The organism is Actinoplanes sp. NPDC051537, from assembly GCF_055586105.1.
Genome location: NZ_JBVJIU010000002.1, coordinates 329,290 through 346,329 on the forward strand (window position 1 = coordinate 329,290; position 17,040 = coordinate 346,329).

16 protein-coding genes are annotated in these 17,040 nt (G+C 73.9%); 8 read left to right on the plus strand and 8 right to left on the minus strand.

Going from position 1 to position 17,040, the window contains the following annotated elements; translation table 11 throughout:
• Positions 1–26: 26 nt before the first annotated feature.
• The gene (locus ACZ6TB_RS05300) at positions 27–1,022 is read left to right on the plus strand and encodes an LLM class flavin-dependent oxidoreductase (protein ID WP_465550843.1); all 996 of its coding nucleotides are present in this window, start codon (positions 27–29) and stop codon (positions 1,020–1,022) included.
• Positions 1,023–1,040: 18 nt separating this feature from the next.
• Here ACZ6TB_RS05300 and ACZ6TB_RS05305 read toward each other — a convergent pair whose 3' ends face one another.
• Complete coding sequence (locus ACZ6TB_RS05305; protein ID WP_465550845.1) at positions 1,041–1,985, minus strand: phosphotransferase family protein; 945 nt, start codon at positions 1,983–1,985, stop codon at positions 1,041–1,043.
• A 40-nt stretch (positions 1,986–2,025) separates the two neighbouring features.
• On the minus strand, positions 2,026–3,174 hold the full coding sequence (locus tag ACZ6TB_RS05310; protein ID WP_465550847.1) for an Acg family FMN-binding oxidoreductase: 1,149 nt from the start codon (positions 3,172–3,174) through the stop codon (positions 2,026–2,028).
• A gap of 147 nt (positions 3,175–3,321) precedes the next feature.
• Here ACZ6TB_RS05310 and ACZ6TB_RS05315 point away from each other — a divergent pair, with 147 nt between their 5' ends.
• Positions 3,322–5,526 carry a helix-turn-helix transcriptional regulator gene (locus ACZ6TB_RS05315; RefSeq protein ID WP_465550849.1) on the plus strand — a complete coding sequence of 735 codons (2,205 nt, stop codon included), beginning with the start codon at positions 3,322–3,324 and terminating at the stop codon, positions 5,524–5,526.
• A gap of 67 nt (positions 5,527–5,593) precedes the next feature.
• Entirely contained in the window at positions 5,594–5,797 is a 204-nt protein-coding gene (locus ACZ6TB_RS05320) for a hypothetical protein (RefSeq protein WP_465550851.1), read from the plus strand.
• 3 nt (positions 5,798–5,800) lie between these two features.
• Here ACZ6TB_RS05320 and ACZ6TB_RS05325 read toward each other — a convergent pair whose 3' ends face one another.
• On the minus strand, positions 5,801–8,641 hold the full coding sequence (locus tag ACZ6TB_RS05325) for a GH92 family glycosyl hydrolase (protein WP_465550853.1): 2,841 nt from the start codon (positions 8,639–8,641) through the stop codon (positions 5,801–5,803).
• A gap of 145 nt (positions 8,642–8,786) precedes the next feature.
• Here ACZ6TB_RS05325 and ACZ6TB_RS05330 point away from each other — a divergent pair, with 145 nt between their 5' ends.
• Positions 8,787–10,049, plus strand: a complete 1,263-nt coding sequence (locus tag ACZ6TB_RS05330) for an RNA polymerase sigma factor (protein ID WP_465550855.1) — start codon at positions 8,787–8,789, stop codon at positions 10,047–10,049.
• 105 nt (positions 10,050–10,154) lie between these two features.
• Here ACZ6TB_RS05330 and ACZ6TB_RS05335 read toward each other — a convergent pair whose 3' ends face one another.
• The gene (locus ACZ6TB_RS05335) at positions 10,155–11,249 is read right to left on the minus strand and encodes a glycosyltransferase (RefSeq protein ID WP_465550857.1); all 1,095 of its coding nucleotides are present in this window, start codon (positions 11,247–11,249) and stop codon (positions 10,155–10,157) included.
• 179 nt (positions 11,250–11,428) lie between these two features.
• On the opposite strand from ACZ6TB_RS05335, the gene ACZ6TB_RS05340 reads away from it, so the two are divergent.
• The 4 genes from ACZ6TB_RS05340 (at position 11,429) to ACZ6TB_RS05355 (ending at position 14,536) form a co-directional block, all read left to right on the plus strand.
• Positions 11,429–12,022, plus strand: coding sequence for a hypothetical protein (locus ACZ6TB_RS05340; protein ID WP_465550859.1), 594 nt, complete (start codon positions 11,429–11,431; stop codon positions 12,020–12,022).
• A gap of 25 nt (positions 12,023–12,047) precedes the next feature.
• The gene (locus tag ACZ6TB_RS05345; protein ID WP_465550861.1) at positions 12,048–12,728 is read left to right on the plus strand and encodes a hypothetical protein; all 681 of its coding nucleotides are present in this window, start codon (positions 12,048–12,050) and stop codon (positions 12,726–12,728) included.
• Positions 12,729–12,848: 120 nt separating this feature from the next.
• Entirely contained in the window at positions 12,849–13,352 is a 504-nt protein-coding gene (locus ACZ6TB_RS05350) for a SigE family RNA polymerase sigma factor (protein WP_465550863.1), read from the plus strand.
• Positions 13,352–14,536 (plus strand): hypothetical protein, encoded by a 1,185-nt coding sequence (locus ACZ6TB_RS05355; protein ID WP_465550865.1) that lies wholly within the window; start codon positions 13,352–13,354, stop codon positions 14,534–14,536. The genes ACZ6TB_RS05350 and ACZ6TB_RS05355 overlap by 1 nt, the downstream gene beginning before the upstream one ends.
• A gap of 7 nt (positions 14,537–14,543) precedes the next feature.
• Here ACZ6TB_RS05355 and ACZ6TB_RS05360 read toward each other — a convergent pair whose 3' ends face one another.
• From ACZ6TB_RS05360 to ACZ6TB_RS05375, 4 genes are all read right to left on the minus strand, one after another.
• The gene (locus tag ACZ6TB_RS05360) at positions 14,544–15,290 is read right to left on the minus strand and encodes an AfsR/SARP family transcriptional regulator (protein ID WP_465550867.1); all 747 of its coding nucleotides are present in this window, start codon (positions 15,288–15,290) and stop codon (positions 14,544–14,546) included.
• Between the two features lie 148 nt (positions 15,291–15,438).
• Positions 15,439–15,702: an STAS domain-containing protein gene (locus tag ACZ6TB_RS05365; protein ID WP_465550869.1), complete on the minus strand. Its 264-nt coding sequence runs from the start codon at positions 15,700–15,702 to the stop codon at positions 15,439–15,441.
• A 39-nt stretch (positions 15,703–15,741) separates the two neighbouring features.
• Entirely contained in the window at positions 15,742–16,410 is a 669-nt protein-coding gene (locus ACZ6TB_RS05370; protein ID WP_465550871.1) for a hypothetical protein, read from the minus strand.
• 4 nt (positions 16,411–16,414) lie between these two features.
• Positions 16,415–16,990 (minus strand): RNA polymerase sigma factor, encoded by a 576-nt coding sequence (locus ACZ6TB_RS05375; protein ID WP_465550873.1) that lies wholly within the window; start codon positions 16,988–16,990, stop codon positions 16,415–16,417.
• Positions 16,991–17,040 lie beyond the last annotated feature (50 nt).

The following is a 17,040-nucleotide window of genomic DNA, read 5'->3' on the forward strand; positions in this document are numbered from 1 at the left end:
GGCCGGGGCGGAGCTAGTGTCGAAGCGTGTCACTAGCCCTCTCTCTTCTTGATCTCGCGCCCGTGCTCAAGGGCCGGCCCGTCCGGGACAGCTTCGCGGCGTCGGTGGAGCTGGCCCGCGCGGCCGAGCGTGGCGGGTTCCGCCGCGTCTGGTACGCCGAGCACCACAACATGCCGTCGATCGCCTCGTCGGCGACCAGCGTGCTCATCGGGCACATCGCCGCCCACACCGAGTCGATCCGGCTCGGCGCCGGCGGCATCATGCTGCCCAACCACTCGCCGCTGGTCATCGCCGAGCAGTTCGGCACGCTCGCGACGCTGCACCCCGGCCGCATCGACCTCGGGCTCGGCCGGGCGCCCGGCAGCGACCAGAACACGATGCTCGCGCTGCGCCGCAATCCCGCCTCGGCCGACTCGTTCCCCGACGACGTGCTGGAGCTGCAGGGCTACCTGAGCGGGCACAGCCGGGTGCCGGGCGTGCAGGCGGTGCCCCGCGCCGACGAGGTCGTGCCGCTCTACATCCTCGGGTCGTCGCTGTTCGGCGCCCAGCTCGCGGCGCAACTGGGGTTGCCGTACGCGTTCGCCTCGCATTTCGCCCCCGACCACCTGCACCGGGCGGTGGAGATCTACCGCGAGACGTTCCGGCCGTCCGCCCAGCTGGCCGAGCCGTTCGTGATCGCCGGGGTGAACGTCTTCGCGGCCGAGGACCACGACGCCGCCGCGAGCCAGATGAAGGCGGCCTGGCGGGCCCGGACCCGCGCCCTGATCAGCCGGGGCGCGGTCGGCGGCAACTTCACCGACGCCGAGATCGACGAGTTCCTGGCCTCCCCCGGCGGCGCCCAGCTGGCGTCGATGACCCGCTACAGCGTGGCCGGCACGCCCGGCGAGGTCCGCGACTACCTCACCGCCTTCGCCGCGAGCTGCCACGCCGACGAGGTCATCACCACCCACCAGGCGCAGGAGCCGGCCGACCGCGTCCGCTCGGTCGAGCTGACCGGCGCCGCGATGACGGTCTCCGCCTGAGCCGGGGCCGCCGCGCCGTTATCCGAGCCGCCGTAGCGCCGTCTCGATCGCGACCTCGACCCGGGAAGTCATGCCGGGCACGTCGACGGGACGGCGCCCGGCGACCTGCCCACGGATCCACTTCGGCCCGCTGTCGTCGTAGTGCAGCAGGGCGTACAGGTCCCACCACGGATCGAGAGTCACCCCGGCGATCGACTCGTACAGCGACCGCACCTGCTCCGACCACTCGGGCGAGTAGAGCGCCGCCAAGTATCGCCGGCAGTGCCCGACGTCGATCGCGCGCGACCCCCGATGGATGGAGTTCCAGTCGGTCAGCCCGGTGATCCTCCCGCGCGACCACAGCAGGTTGACCGGCAGGAGATCGCAGTGCAGAAAGACGGCGGTGTCCTTCGGGGGCGGCGCCGCCATGACAGCGAACGCCGCCTTCCACACAGCCGGCTTCGGAGCGTCGGCCGGCACCCGAAACCCGTCCGGACGAGCGATCCACGAATCCGTCCACGGCCTGAAGACCTTCGCGGGGAGATCGAGGGCATGCAGCAATGCGGCAAGCTCCGCGATCCTCGTCATCCACGACCGAGGTTCCGCCGGGTTGAGGTCAACATGCCCCGGCAACCGGGTCATCAGCAACGACGGCGCGCCGCCCGTCGAAGCACCGGCGACATCGGTCGCCAGGATGCCGGGAACCGGGAGCCCGCTACCCGCCACCACGCCCAGGTTGGCGATCTCCTTTTCCAAGCTCTCCCGCAGGCCGAGCCCGCCCGGGTACTGCCGCAGCACGACGAACGTCCGCATTCCACGTCGCTCGACGGTCAGCCGATTCACGGCGGAGCAGACGCCACCGGTCAGTCGGCGACAGCCGACGACGCGACTGCCCCGGCCCATCGACGCCGCAACCCAGGCGAGCGTCTCCACGGAGGGCCGGCGCTGCCGGAACCCGCCATCCCTCCAGTCGCCGTCGGTCATGAGCGCGAGCCTATGCGGCGCCGGGCCACGGTCAGCGGCCTCACCGCATGACGTCGCCGAGCGCGCGCCGCGGGCTGAGTCCCGGCGGGCGCTCGGGCCGGCCGATCCGGAACGACACCAGGCCGGTCGAGGCCGGACGGCCGAGAATCGCGGCCCAGCGCGCCGAGAAGACGTCCGGGACGCCGAGCTGGCGGTCGCGGTCGATCCGCTCGGTGATCTGGTTCATGTGGTGGAAGGCGAGACCGCGGGCGGTGGCGGCCAGGTGCAGGCGGGCCAGCAGGCGGCCGCCGGCGACCCGGGCGGTCCGGTCGCGCACGTCGGCGACGGTGATGACGCCGTACGCGGCGGCGGTCGCCGTGTGCACCTCGCGGGTGGCCTTCACCCAGTACGCGTCGCCGTCCTCGCGGGACTGGGCGGGCAGCACCTTGGCGGCGAAGAGCGTGACGCCGCCCAGCCCCTGGCCGTCCAGGGTGAGGCCGTCGCGGTGCTCGTCGATGTCGCCGCGGGCGCTGCGGAACCAGGAGAACGCCTCGGCCGACTGCTCCGGATCGGCGGCGATCGCCTCGGTGGCCTCGACGTAGAGCGCGCCGAGCCGGGCCCGGGCGGCCGGCTCGGTGATCCAGTGGACGCTCGCACCGGGGATCCGGGCGGCCTCCCCGCTCAGCACGGCCGGGTCGATCGGCTCACTCGTGAACGGCCCTCGGTTGGTGTGCCGCCGCGGAATTGCCGCCGCCAGCTCCCGGTCGCCCGGAGCGCCACCGGCGCCGAGCAGGATCCGCGCCACGAGCGGGCCGTCGGGAAAGACCCTCACCTCGGGCGTACGCCCGTCGGCCGCGGCCGCCACCAGCATGTTCTCGATCGCGCAGCCCAGGCCCGCAAAGTGCTCCCGGTCGCTCGCGTCGTTGTGCGCCATCCGCCGCGCCGGGTCGGAGAACACCTCGACGGTGTCGCCGTGCGCGGCGAACTGCCAGGGCTGCGTGTTGTGCGGATTGCAGGCCAGCACGCCGGCCGCCACCACCCGCTCCACGCCGGACATCCCGGCCCAGTCCCGCCACAGGTCGTAGGGCTCCCCCGAGCCCGCACCGAACGCGCCGTTGGTGCCGGCCCGGACGCCCGCGGCACCGAGCCCGGCCACCGCCACCGTTCCCGCGCCGATCCCGGCCCACCGCAGCGCCGATCGCCGGGTCATCCGCGGCTCCGCCTCCCGCGTCCCCGTTCCGGTCATGCCGTCTGTCCCTGTTCCGGTCATGGCCTCGAACGTCGTCGCACCGCGGGTGGCGGCGCACCACCCCGCGACGGGATGCACCCCGGGTGGGCGAGCTGCGAGACTACCCCCGTGGCGGAACGGCCTCTGCTCACCGTGAAGCGGGCGATCCCGCCCGTGCGGGCCGGCGCGGTCGCGCGCGGGCGCCTGGCCGAGCGCCTGCGCCGCGCCGACACCCGCCTCACCGTGGTCGTCGCGCCGGCCGGTTGGGGCAAGACCAGCCTGCTCAGCGGGTGGGCGAACGACCCGGCCGAGAATCGTCGCATCGCGTGGGTGTCGCTGGACGAGAGCGACGACGAGCCGGTGCGCTTCTTCGGCTACGTGCTGACCGCCCTGGCCGAGGCCGGCGGCGACGTCGGCGCCGGTCCGTTGCGGGCGCTGGACGCGGCCGAGGTGCCGCCGGTCGACCTGGCACTTCCGATGCTGCTGAACGAGCTGGCCGCCGCCAGCACGCCGATGGTGCTGGTGCTCGACGACTACCACGTGCTGACTGATCCGCGCATTCACGAGGCGGTCGAGTTCCTGCTCGCCTACCTGCCTCCGGCGCTGCGCCTGGTCGTGGCGGGGCGGGCCGACCCGCCGCTGCCGCTCGCCCGGCTCCGCGCCCGCGGCGAGCTCACCGAGATCCGCGCGGCCGATCTGCGCTTCTCCCGCGACGAGGCGGCGGCGCTGGTCTCGGCGGTGGCCGGGACCGAGCTGGACGACGCGGTCTGGGACCGCACCGAGGGCTGGGCGGCCGGTCTGCAACTGGCCGCGCTGGCGCTGCGCGGCGGTCCCGGGCGGGTCGGCGCCGACGGCCGGCACCTGATGGACTACTTCGCCGCCGAGGTGCTGCCGGGCCTGCCGCCCGAGCACCGCGAGCTGCTGGTGCGGGCCGCGCCGCTGGAGCTGCTCTCGGGCCCACTGTGCGACGCCGCGCTCGGCGTCGCCGGCTCGGCCCGGGTGCTCGACGAGCTGGTCCGGGCCGACCTGTTCGTGGCCGCCCTCGACGCCGGCGGCGAGTGGTACCGCTGCCACCGTCTGCTGCGTGACGCGCTGCTGCGCTCGGCGGCGACCGATCCGGCCGGGGTGCTCGAGCGGGCGGCCCGCTGGTTCGCCGGCCGGGACCGGATCGACGACGCGGTCGGCCACCTGCTGCGGGCCGGTCGCGCCGAGGCCGCCGGCGCCCTGATGCGCGAGCGCGCGGTGGACTGGTTCCTGCCCCGCGGCGACGCGGCCACCCTGCTGCGCTTCGGCGAGCAGATGCCACGGCCCGCGGTGGATCCCCCGCTGGCCCTGCATCTGGCGTACGCGGCGGCGCTGTGCGGCGACCGGCCACAGGTGAACCGGTGGATCGACGTCGCCGAGGAGGACGCCGGCGACGGCACCGCGCTGCCGGAGTGGCACAGCTTCCGCGCCGCGGCGCTGTGCCTGCGGGCGGCCTTCGGTCTGTCCGACGCGGACGCCGCGCGGTCGGTGGTGCTGGCCACCGAGGCCATCGCCCTCGAGACCGCGGACGGCGGCGCGGCCCACCCGTCGCTGCGGCCCGCGCTGGCCGCCGCCCTCGGCCGCGAGGGGCGCCAGGCCGAAGCGTCCGATCTGTTGCTCGGTCTGTGGGCGGAGCGGGAGTCGTGGACGCCGTGGATTCACATGCAGGTCGCCGGCACGCTCGCGTTCATGCTCGCCGACCTCGGCCGCGATCGGGAGTGCGACCGGATCCTGCGGGAGGCGGCGCCGATGGCGTCCGCCGTGGAGCGCGACGGCCGGGAGGCGACCACGCCGGGCCTGGCCGCGCTGCGCATCGCCGAAGGCCGGCGGTTGTACCAGCGCGGCGACGCCGACGGCGCCGTGGCGCGGCTGCGGACGGCAACGGAGCTGGCCGCCCGGCACCCGCGGCCGACGGTGCTGCTGATGGGCCTGCTCCACCTGGCCGACGCCGAACTCGCCCGCGGCGACCGGCCGGCGGCCCGGGCGGCGCTGTCCCGGGCCCGGGAGGTGGCCGACGACGAGCCGGTCAGCGGCTTCGCCCGCGAGCGCCTGGAAGCCTCCGAGAACCGGGTGGGACACGGCGCGGCCCGGGTGGCGCACCGGTCCGGCGTGCTCGCCGAGGAGCTGACCGACCGCGAGCTGTCGATTCTGCGGGCTTTGCAGGGCACGGCGTCCCAGCGCGAGATCGGCGCGGCGCTGTTCCTGTCCATCAACACCGTCAAGGCGTACACGAAGAGCCTCTATCGCAAGCTCGGCGTCGCCTCCCGCGCCGAGGCCGTCGCCGCCGCCCGCCGGCTCGGCCTGATCTGATCCCACCCCGGGTGGTGCCGCCGGCCGGGTGATGCGGCGGCACCCGTCCCGGCGCTTGGCTCGGCCCATGGCCACGACACGCTGCGAGCTGACGATCCGGGGGCCCCTCCCACGTTCCCTGAGCGAGGCGATCCGGTCGCGCTACGACCACGAGTCGCACACGCTGCTCGTCGTCGAAGACGTCGACCAGGCCGCGATCCGGGCCCTGCTCACCCTGCTGTGGGACGCCGGCCACGAGGTGCTCACCCTCGCGGTGACCGGCGTCCCCTAGGCGTCAGTTCTGCGGCGGGACGTCGCCGGGCAGGCTGCCCCAGCTGTAGTTCGGGGCGGTGCTCAGCGCGTACGCGAGATGCCCGCCCTTGATCGTCGTGGCGGCCGGCAGCCATGCCTTGGTGGTGGACTTGCCGTCGACCTTCAGGCCTTTGATGTAGTGCGCCGTCTCGGTTCCGGGGGCGTCGATGGTCAGGTCCTTGCCGCTGCCGAGCCGCACTTCGGCGTGCGGGAAGAGCGGGGTGGTGAGGGCGAGCTCGGCCCGGGTGGGAACGGTCGGGTAGAGGCCGAGCGCGGACAGGACGTACCAGGCGCTCATCGTGCCGGCGTCGTCGTTGCCGGGGATGCCCCCGGTGCCGCTGGTCCACTTGCCGTCGATGATGGCCTTGACGGTCTCCTGCGTCTTGTACGCGGCGCCGAAGTAGTTGTAGAGGTACGGGGTCTGGATGTCCGGCTCGTTGCTGGCGTCGAAGCGGGTGAGCTTCGTGGCGGTCAGGTCGAACGTGCCGTCCGGGTTGCGGAAGAACGCGTCGAGCCGCTTCTCGGCGACGTCGTTGCCGCCCATCCGCTGGCCCAGCGTGACCACGTCGGAGTAGACCATCCAGGTGTACTGGGCGCTGCTGCCCTCGACGAAGCCGGAGCCGGTGGACGGGCTGAAGCCCTCGGCCCAGGTGCCGTCGCGGAAGCGGTCGCGCATCCAGCCGACGTACGGGCTGTCGTTGGGCGCCGGGGTCGGGACGGCCGGGTCGGCCAGCTCCAGCTCACCGAGCTGCACGATGTCCTCGCCGCCGTTCTTGACGACGTTCAGGCGATAGTTGGTGAACGCCTGGGGGCTGCTCACCTCGTACACCTTGGTCTGCCCGCGCTTGTCGAAGCTCTGCCCGGTCCGGCTGTCCACAGTGGTCCACGCGCTGCCGTCGTCCGAGCCTTGGAGCTCCCAGTCGGCCGGGTCGCGCCCGGGCTCGTCGTTGCCCGAGGTAAGGGCGTACCGGTTCACGGTGCGCGGCGCGTCGAGTTTCGCGGCGACCCACCCGGTCGTGGCGAAGGTGAGCCACTTGGTGCCCTTGTCGCCGTCGAAGGCCTGGGCCTTGCCCTCGTTCGGCGGGTTCTCGCCGCTCGCCGTGATGGCGGTGATGTGCTCGCGGATGTTGTGGTCCAGGCCGGGATCGGCCTTCGCCGCCGGGTCGTAGACGTTGCGCCAGTTGAGCGAGCGAGCCATGAAGGTCTTGTACGTCCGCAGGTCGCCCAGGGCGCCGGCCAGTTGCGCCACGCCGTAGTCGGCGGCCGCGTCCTCGAGCGTCTCGGCGGCGCCACCCCAGCAGTGGCAGTCGTCGGCCGGCACGTAGCCCTTGGCCAGATAGAAGTCGAGGGACGGGCGCTGGCCGAAGCACTCGACGTTGCAGCCGGAGTCGCTCGAGTCGTTCGCCGTCGGCACGGTCGCGGCCGTCACCAGCGACTTCAGGGCGCCGCGGGCGTCGAAGTCACGGGCGCCGAACGCATACATGGCGGCGACCGCGGCGGCGGCCGGATCGCCCGACATCACCGCGGTCTTGCCGTGCTCCAGCAGCCACCGGTCCCACTCGCCGCCGCGCTGGGTGGCGTAGTTGAACAGCGACTGCGCATAGTCGCTCGCCTGGCGCTGGTCGAGCAGGGCGAGCAGCTGCACCTGGGCGCGGTAGACGTCCCAGCCGGAGAACGTGCCGTACTGGGCGTGCTGGGTCTTCGCCAGCTGGTGGATCTGGTCGTCGGCGCCGTAGTAGCGGCCGTCGGCGTCGCTGGTCAGGGTCGGCTCGAGCGCCGCGTGGTAGAGCGCGGTGTAGAACGTGGTGAGCTGGTCGCGGGTGCCGCCACCGATCCTGATCTTGCTGAGCCGGGTGGTCCAGGCCGCCCGCGCGGCGCTCCGGATGGCGTCGAAACCGCCGGTGGACTCGGCGGCGAGGTTGGCCTCGGCGCCGGCCTGATCCGTGTACGCGATGGCGACGCGCATGCCGACGCTGGTGGTGCCGGGCGCGAACGTCACGTAGCCGCCGGAGCCCTTGCCGGCGACCGGGCGGCCGGACGTGCTGTAGCCGCTGCCGCCGCTCGCGTCCGTGCTGTCCGGGGTGAGCGTGCCGTCCTTCCAGGTGCCGGTGGCGGCGAACGGCTGGTCGAGCTGCGCGACGAAGTGCAGCGTGTAGTAGGCGTGCGAGTTGTCGGTGCTCTGCGGGCCGCAGAAGTTGCCGGCGCTCACGCTGCCGGTGACGGTCCGCGTGGCCGGGTCGATGTGCACGGTCGCGCCGGCGCTGCCGGTCTCCGAGAGCGACGTGCGGAAGAGCAGGCTGGCCGGCTTGTCGGCGGGGAAGCTGAACTTGCCGGAGCCGGTGCGGTCGGTGACGGTCAGCTCCGCGCCGGCGCCGCTGTCCAGGCCGACGCGGTAGTAGCCGGGCTCGGCGGCCTCGTTGGCGTGCGAGAAGGTGCTGGCGTAGATGGCGTCGGTGGCGTCCGCGCTCGGTGAGGTGGTGACGCTCCCGGCGTACGGCATGATCGGAATGTCGCCGTTCGCTCCCGAGCAGCCGACGCCGCTGAGGTGGGTCAGGCTGAGCCCGCGGATCTTCGTGGCCGTGTACTGGTAGCCGCCGGGCGCCGGGGTGGAGATCTGGGTGCCGCGGGAGGTCTGCGGGCTCCAGGCGAGCATGCCGAACGGCCGGACCGCGCCCGGGTACGTGTTGCCCAGGTTGGTGGTGCCGATGAACGGATTGACGTACGCGGCCGGGTCGTCGACCAGCGTCGGCCCGGCGGCCTCGGCGGCGGTCGCGAGCGGGAGGGTGACCACCACCGCGGCGAGGACGGCAAGGGATCGGAGCATGCGGCTTCCTTCCTGACAACGATGTCAGTTCGTGACAACGATGTCAGTCAGACTTAATCGATCCACTGGAATGTGTCAATGCCTGGAGGGCCGTCGGGCCGGGCGCCGGTTTGCCAACGGTCGCGCGGTGGGGTAGACGGAGGCCGTGCCTTCCGACACCCATCGCGCGATCGAGGCCGTATGGCGGATCGAGGCGCCCCGGCTCATCGCCGGCCTGACCAGGCTCGTCCGCGACGTCGGCGTGGCCGAGGAGCTGGCACAGGACGCGCTGGTCGCGGCCCTGGAGCAGTGGCCGGCCGAGGGCGTGCCGGCCAATCCGGGCGCGTGGCTGATGACCACCGCGAAGCGCCGGGCCATCGACCAGATCCGGCGCAACGAGACCTTCCGGCGCAAGGTCGAGGAGGTCGGCCGGGAGCTGGAGGAAGCTTCGCCGGACATCGGCATGCTGGTCGCCGAGGACGACGGGATCGGCGACGACCTGCTGCGGCTGGTCTTCGTGGCCTGCCACCCGGTGCTGTCCACCGAGGCCCGGGCCGCGCTGACCCTGCGGCTGCTCGGCGGGCTGACCACCGACGAGATCGCCCGGGCCTTCCTGGTGCCGGAGCCGACCGTGGCCCAGCGGATCGTGCGGGCGAAGAAGACCCTGGCCACCGCGAAGGTGCCGTTCGAGGTGCCGCGGGGCGACGAGCTGGCGGCCCGGCTCTCCTCGGTGCTCGAGGTCGTCTACCTGATCTTCAACGAGGGCTACTCGGCCACCGCCGGCGACGACTGGATGCGACCGGCGCTGTGCGAGGACGCCCTGCGGCTGGGCCGGGTCCTGGCCCGGCTGGCGCCGCGCGAGCCCGAGGTGCACGGCCTGGTGGCGCTCATGGAGATCCAGGCTTCACGCTCGCGCGCCCGCACCGGGCCGGGCGGCGAGCCGGTCCTGCTGGCCGACCAGAACCGGGCCCGCTGGGACCAGCTGCTGATCCGCCGCGGCCTGGCCGCGCTGGACCGGGCCGAGGCCCTGGCCGGCGGCACGCCCGGCCCGTACGTGCTGCAGGCCGCCATCGCCGCCTGCCACGGCCGGGCCCGCCGTTTCGAGGACACCGACTGGGAGCGCATCGCCCGGCTCTACGAGCGTCTGGCCGAGGCGGCGCCGTCCCCGGTCATCGAGCTGAACCGGGCGGTGGCGCTGTCGATGGCGTTCGGGCCGGAGGCCGGGCTGGCGCTGCTGGACCAGCTGATGGACGTCCCCGCGCTGCGCGGCTACCACCTGCTGCCCAGCGTGCGTGGTGACTTCCTGTCCCGGCTGGGCCGGCCGGGCGAGGCGCGGGCGGAGTTCGAGCGGGCGGCGTCGCTGACCCGCAACGAGCGGGAGCGGACCCTGCTGCTCGGCCGCGCGGCCGCCTGCGACCGGGCCGGTTGAGGCCGGTGCGGCCGCCTGCGACCGGGCTGCTCGAGGCCGGCGCGGCCGCCCGCCACCGGGCCGGCCGAGGCCGGCGGAGGCCGGCCGACTGCTGGCGGCCGGGGGTCAGTCGCCGACGACCTTCTCGAGCGACGGCACCACGGTTGCCGGCTCCGGCATCGCGGCCATCTCGGCCGCCACCTCGCGGGCCGCGGCGCGCAGCTTCTCGTCGGTGAGCAGGCGGGTCAGGTCGGCCGCGGTGATGGCCTTGGCCTCGATGGCGATGCCGGCGCCCCGCCGCGCCAGCAGCTCGGCGTTGTGCCGCCGGTCGCCCGCGCCGGTCGTGGTCAGCTGCGGCACCCCGGCGGCCAGGCCGCCGAGCACGCTGCCGGCGCCGGAATGGTGGACGAACGCGGCGGCGTGCGGGAGGGCCCGGTCGAGCGGTATGCGGCCGACCGCGCGCACGTTCGGCGGGAGATCGCGGGTGCTCGCCGGCCGGACCAGCACGAACTCGGCCTCCACCGCGGCCGCCGCGGCGATGATCGCGGGACCGGGGTCGCCGTCGTTCGGCCCCTCCAGCGTGCTGCGGCTGACCAGCACCCGCGGGCGGTCGCCGGGCGTGAGCAGCCAATCCGGGATCTCGCCGCCCCCGGACCAGGGCACCGGGCGCATCGGGATCGCCCCCACGGCCGGGCCGCCGCGCAGGCTCGGCGGGGTCACCGCGATGGTCAGCTCCGGGTTGGGGATCTCGTACTTGGCCAGGACCGAGCCGGTGGTAACGGCCCGGAACAGCTCGGTGGCCGGCCACAGCGTGTTCTCCTGGAGCACCGACGGGATGCTCAGCCGCCCGGCCACGATCGCGCCCGCCTCGGCCAGCGGCTCGAAGACGATGAGGTCGGGGCGCTCGCGCTCGGCCAGCTCGCGCAGCGGCTCGACCAGCGTCAGGTTGGCCCGGCCGAACAGCTCGCCGACCATCGAGTGCCCGGCGGTGCCGCGCATCTCGGCGCGGGCGATGCCGGGATGCCGCAGGGCCGCCCGGATCGCGCTGCGGGCCAGGCTGAACCGGGCGCCGATGTCGGCCGTGCGCAGGCCGAGCAGGTCGGGCGGAAAGCTCCCGGACGCCAGGAGCACGTCGTGCCCGGCGTCGCGGCAGGCCGCGGCGAGCGGGACGAGCGGCAGCAGGTGCCCCTGCAGGGGAGCGGCGACGAACATGATGCGCATGTCCGGGGTTCTATCACGGCCCGGCTGAGCCGCCGCTGAGCCCGGTAATAGTGACTTCGACGCACGTCTACGTCCACATCGGACATCTTCGCGATTACGGGGTTGACGGTCATCTATTCAGGCCGCGAGTATCTGCCCGGGGCGTTGCCGTATCCGCGCACAACGGAAACGGGGAAAGAATGCGCGTATCGCGTACCGGGAGCGCCTATCTGGCGGCGGCCCTGCTGGGGCTGACAATGGGCATGTCCGAGATCACGCAGGCTCAGGCGTACACCGATACGGTGCCCACCACCTGCATGTCGGCAAAGACGAACCCCACCTTCACCTTCGACAAGGGATCGGCTCCGATGGGAACGCTCTACGTGTTCTTCTCGGGCGCGTCCTACTGCGGCTCGACGCTGATGGCCAACCGGCACAAGGCCTGGATGACGGCCGGCTCGGGCGACGGCACCAGCAACGAGTGCACCACCAACCACGGCTGGCTCCCGAACGGGAAGTACACGGCCCGATACGAGGTCAACCACCAGACGGACAGCGCGGTGGTCAAGGGCTCGGTCTGGAACCTGGGCAACCACGTGTGCGCGGGCGGCTCGGTCACCCGTACCGAGCTGTTCATCCACTCGCAGGGCGGAAACGGCGGCGGCTGGAGCGACTCGAATTACAAGTCGGCGGGCTGCATCAAGATCAATCAAACGGATCGGTCCTGGCTGAAAAGCCTGTGGGATACACCGATTTACGGAGCGTCCAGCACCAGCCTGAACGTCGTCGCCTGATCCGGATTGATTTCGTGGAGCGGTCATGAAGATTCGTAATATCCTGCTCACCGCCGGAATCGCCGGCACTCTCATCGCCACCCAGCTCGTGGGCAACGCTCTCGCCGACCCGAAACCGGACCGGCTCGGCCAGGCGAAGCAATTGCTCGCCTCCTATGCGCAGTCCAATCAGAAGATGGGCGCCTGCATGCGGGCGAAGGGCCTCTCGTTCGACGCCCGCCTCCAGACGGTGGACGTCGTCGACGCCTTCGGCATCGTGCCCGGGGACGAGATGACCGACGCCATCCGCACCGAGCTGGCCGCCCAGCTCAAGGCGGTGACGCCCGGCAACCCGAACGACGCGCTGGTGGCCGGGATGTCGCCGCAGGCGAAGCAGGCCTGGTCCGACGCCGTCAACGCGTGCAGCGCCAAGCTCGAGGACGAGGCCTCGGGCGGCGCCGAGGGCCGGGCCCGGGTCGCCGAGGCGCAGCGGGCCGCGCTGGCCAGCCCGGAGGTGCGGGCCGCCGCCGGTGTCTACGTCCGGTGCATGGCGGACGCCGGCTTCGCGGTCGACACCAACCCGTTCGTCGCTCCGAAGGAGGTCGCGTTCGGCGAGCACGGCACCTCGGCCGCCGCGATCGCCCTCGTCGACAAGTACAACAACGTCTGGTCGGCGTGCGTCCGGCCCTGGCAGGAGGCGTACGACCAGAAGCTGTTCGGCAACTGACACCCCGATTCCCCCGGTCGCCGCGCGCGGCCGGGGGAATTTTCGTCGTCGCGGTGACAACCCGGACGGGCGCTCGGGCGTAACGATGGCATGAGGGTAGAGACGAGGGCGGGTGTGCGCATGACCGATGACTTCACCCGCTTCTTCAGCGCGAGCGGCCGACAGCTGGTGCAGCTCGCCTATCTGCTGGTCGGGGATCTGGCCGATGCCGAGGACGTGGCGCAGGAGGTGCTGGAGGAGCTCTACCGCCGGTGGGACGGCATTCGCGAGGACACCGCCCTGGCGTACGCGCGGACGGCCGTCGTCAATCGATCCCGCAGCATGCTGCGCCGCCGTGCCGTGGCGCGGCGGTTCGCGCCGCGGCTGGCCGAGCCCGGGCACACCGGGCCGCCCGAGTTCGCGGACTGGTGGCTCTGGAACCTCGTGCAGACGCTGCCCCGCCGCCAGCGCGAGGTGGTGGTGCTGCGCTACTGGTGCGACCTGGGCGAGGCCGAGATCGCGAACGTGCTGCGGGTCAGCGCCGGGACCGTGAAGTCCAGCGCCCACCGCGCGCACACGCGGCTCGCGGCCGCGCTGGCCGGCCACGACGACGACGAGATCCGGACGCGGAAGGGAGCGCGGTGATGGACGAGCTCGAGCAGCGCCTCACCAACGTGTTGACCAGGGCGGGCGAGCACGCGGCGCCGGCCGCCGCCCGGCTGCGCAACCCGGCCTTGTCGCCGGCGCCGCGCCGGACGCGCACCGTCTGGGTGGCACTGGCGGCCGGGGCGGCCGTGGCCGCGGTGGCCGTCGGCGTCGCCGTGAGCCTGCCCGGGACGCCGCGGCACCGGCCGGCGCCACCGGCCGCGACGACGGCGCCCGCGCACGGCAAGCCGGACGGCGCACACCCGTTCTGGCCGCTCACCGTCTCGGAGGCGGGCACGCAGACGTTCGACCGGCTGCCCGACGGCGGCGAGGTGCAGGCGCCGGTTCCCTACGCGACCGACCGCCGGCTGGTGACGGCGGCCGGGACGGTCACGTTCCCGTCCGCGGTGCACCTGCTCGGGCGGGGCGGCCAGGGGATCCTCGTCGCGCTCAGCGGGTCGGGCGGCGGCGACGGTCTTCACGACGTACGGCTGCGGGTCGTCGCCCCGGACAACGCCCACCGAGAGTTCTTCCGCGCACCGCAAGCCGGCAGCATCGCCGTCTCCCCCGACGGCGGCACCGTGGCCCTGAGCACGTGGCTCGGCCAGGACAGCCCCGGCGCCGAGCCCGCCGTCGAACTCATCGACGTCCGGACCGGCCGGGTCGAGCACCGGCTGGCCGGCCGATTCACGCAGGTGGCCTGGGCCTCCGCCGACGCGCTGCTGCTCGGTGGCGAGAAGGCGGTCGCGTGGCGAGCGCCGTGGACGGGCGCCGGCGAGCCGGCGCCGGTGGGCGGCCTCGCGATGCTGAGCGTGACCGGCGGCCTGGTCGCCCTCGACGACGCCACGGGATGCCTCCAGCGGCTGGATGCGAGCGCCACCATCACGGCGGCGAACTGCGGCGGCTGGCGCGCGGCCGGCCCGGTCTCCCCCGACGGCCGGTACGTCGCGCTCGACTGGGTCAGCGGCAGCACCACGCAACACGGCCTCCTCGACGTGACCCGCAACGAGGTGCGCACCTGGCCGGTGGCCGGCATCAACCCGCTCTGGCTCGGCGCGGCCGGCGTGCTGCTCACCCAGGCCGACACGCTCGACGACCCGGGCACCGCCCGCTGCGACCTGACCAGCGGGGCGTGCGCGCGCGTCCGGGCACCGCAACCGGGCACCACCTGGCTCGGCGACTGAGGAGGCGCTAGCCGTCCAGGCGCGGGGAGCGCTCCAGCATCGCCTGGTGCAGGGCGACCAGGTCCGGCCCGGGGTCCACGCCGAGCTGGTGGCGCAGCACCTCGTGCGCCTCGCGATAGGCGGCCAGCGCGGCGCCGAGGTCGCCCGAGCGGTAGTGCGCCAGCATCAGCTGCGCCCACGCCCGCTCGCGCAGCGGCTGGGCGGCGAGGTGCTCGCGCAGCAGCGGCACGAGGTCGCCGGTGTGGCCCAGGGCCAGCCGCACCTCGGCGAGGTCCTCGACCACCTGGAGCCGGTGCTGGTCGAGGCCCTGGAGGCGCTGGTCGAGCTCGGTGCCGCGGGCCAGCCCCTCGCCGGCCGGCCCACGCCACAGCCGCAGCGAGGCGGCCAGCTCCGGTTCCGCCGCGGCCGGGTCGCCGGCCCGGACCGCCCGGCGGCCGCTCTCGGCGAGCCGCTGGAACTCGGTCACGTCGAGCTCCTGGGCGTCGAGCACGAGCTGGTAGGCGTGCCGATGGGAGACGATCCGCGAGTCGAGGACCCGGCGCAGCCCGGCCACATGGTTGCGGATGTTCGGCACCGCCGACACCGGCGGCGCGTCGGTCCACAGCAGCCGGGTCAGCCGGTCCACGCCGATCGGCCGGTTGCGCTCGAGGGCCAGCGCGGCCAGCAGCGCGCGCCGCTTGGCCGGGCCGAGGTCGGCCGCCGCGCCGCCGACCCACAGCTCGACCGCGCCCAGTAATCGCACACGGATCGACACCGATCCCTCCCCCGTTAGACCGGCACACAGGTTAAGAGTCCGAACCGGAGTGATCAACGCGATGCCGGACATTTCCGTGGTGAGCAATATCAACAGCTCAAAGGCCCTCCGGCAGTAACAGAATCGGCGCCCGCAGCGCTCTTCGCGGCTATCCGAGCAAATGCTCCAGATGGAGTACGCGCAGCAGCCGGCGCACATGGGGACCGGGCCGGTCCAGGCGCAGCCGCCGGCCGTCCCCGTGCAGCCGGTCGGCCGCCCGGGCCAGGGCACGCAGGCCGGCGGCGTCGATGAAGGTCAGCTCGCCGAGGTCGACCACCAGGTCGGAACCGGTGTCGATCGCCTGATCGAGAGACAGCTCGAAGGCGGCGAGCGTCGTCGTGTCGACCTCACCGCGCGGGCGCAGTGTCGTCATGGCAGGAAGAGCGCGCCACCCCCGCCCGCCGTTACAGGGTCACTTCTTCGATGGATGCGCCGGGTGGCACGGCTTCGGCTTCTTCTTGGTCGTGGACACGGAGGGTGACGAGGAGGGCACTCCTCCGCAGAACTGATCGACCCGATCCTCGCCCCCGGCCGCGGCGATCAGATCGCGCCGGTCGCGGCCGTTCATCGGGTGGCCACCGCCGGCCGCCGTCCGCCAGGCCGCGCACCACGCCGCCACCTCCGGCCCGGCGGCGACCGAGGGCGCCGCGGACGGGGTCGGGGTCGGCGCCGGGCGTGGCGTGGCCGAGGAGCGCGCCGGAGCGGGCGTGTGCGTGGGCGTGGGCCGCGGGGCGGGCGCGGGCACGCCGAGGCCGGAGAACAGGCGGTGGGCGTGCTCCTGGACGCCCGCGGGCAGCTTGCCGGTGCGGGCCGCCAGCGCGGTGCCGCCCGCGCCCAGCAGCACCAGCGCCGCCACGACCGCGACGACGACCGTCCGCACGGATCGGCGACCCCGCGGCCGGGTGGACGCGGCGGCGGCCATCGCGTCCACCATCACCCGTTCGCCGCTCATCTCCTCGGGCAGGCCGGGCGCCCGGGCCGCCTCGACCAGGTGACCCAGCCCGGGGGCGCCGGCCAGCATCCGGTCGGTCTCGTCGAGGCCGGGCCGGCGGCGAAGCGCCCACCTCAGAGGGTTCCGCATGGCCTCATGCCTCCTCGGCGGGTTGGGACTGGAGGCCCCGACGGCGCACCTCCGGGTCGGCGGCGAGCCGGCGCAGGCCGCGCATCGTCGCGATCCGCACCGCGCCGCGGCGTTTGCCCAGCACCCGGGCGGTCGTCGCGACGTCGAGCCCGGCCACCACCCGCAGCATCACGGCCTCGGCCTGGTCGGCCGGCAGCGCCGCGATGAGACCCAGCGCCCAGGCGGTCTCGGCGCCCTCGATGACCTCGGCCGCGGCGTCGCGGTCGACGTGGCCGGCGTCCACCGTCGGGGCCGGGTCCTCGCGGCGGCGGCCGGCCCGGCGCAGCTCGTCGATGCCGCGGTGCCGGGCGATGCGGAACAGCCAGCCGCGGAAGGCCGCCGGGTCGCCGTGGAACCGGCCGAGGTCGCGGGCGACCTGCAGCCAGGTCTCGGAGGCGGCGTCCTCGGCGGCGGCGCCGGCCACCACCTGCAGATAACGCAGGACGGCGGGGTGCAGGGCGCGCCAGAGTACGGCGAAGCCGCGCTCGTCACCGCGCCGGGCGGCGGCGAGCGCCTCGGCGAGCTCGTCGTCCGTCGGCACGTGGGACCCCCTGAAGAACAGGCTGCACCTTACCCATTGGGCGGATCGGC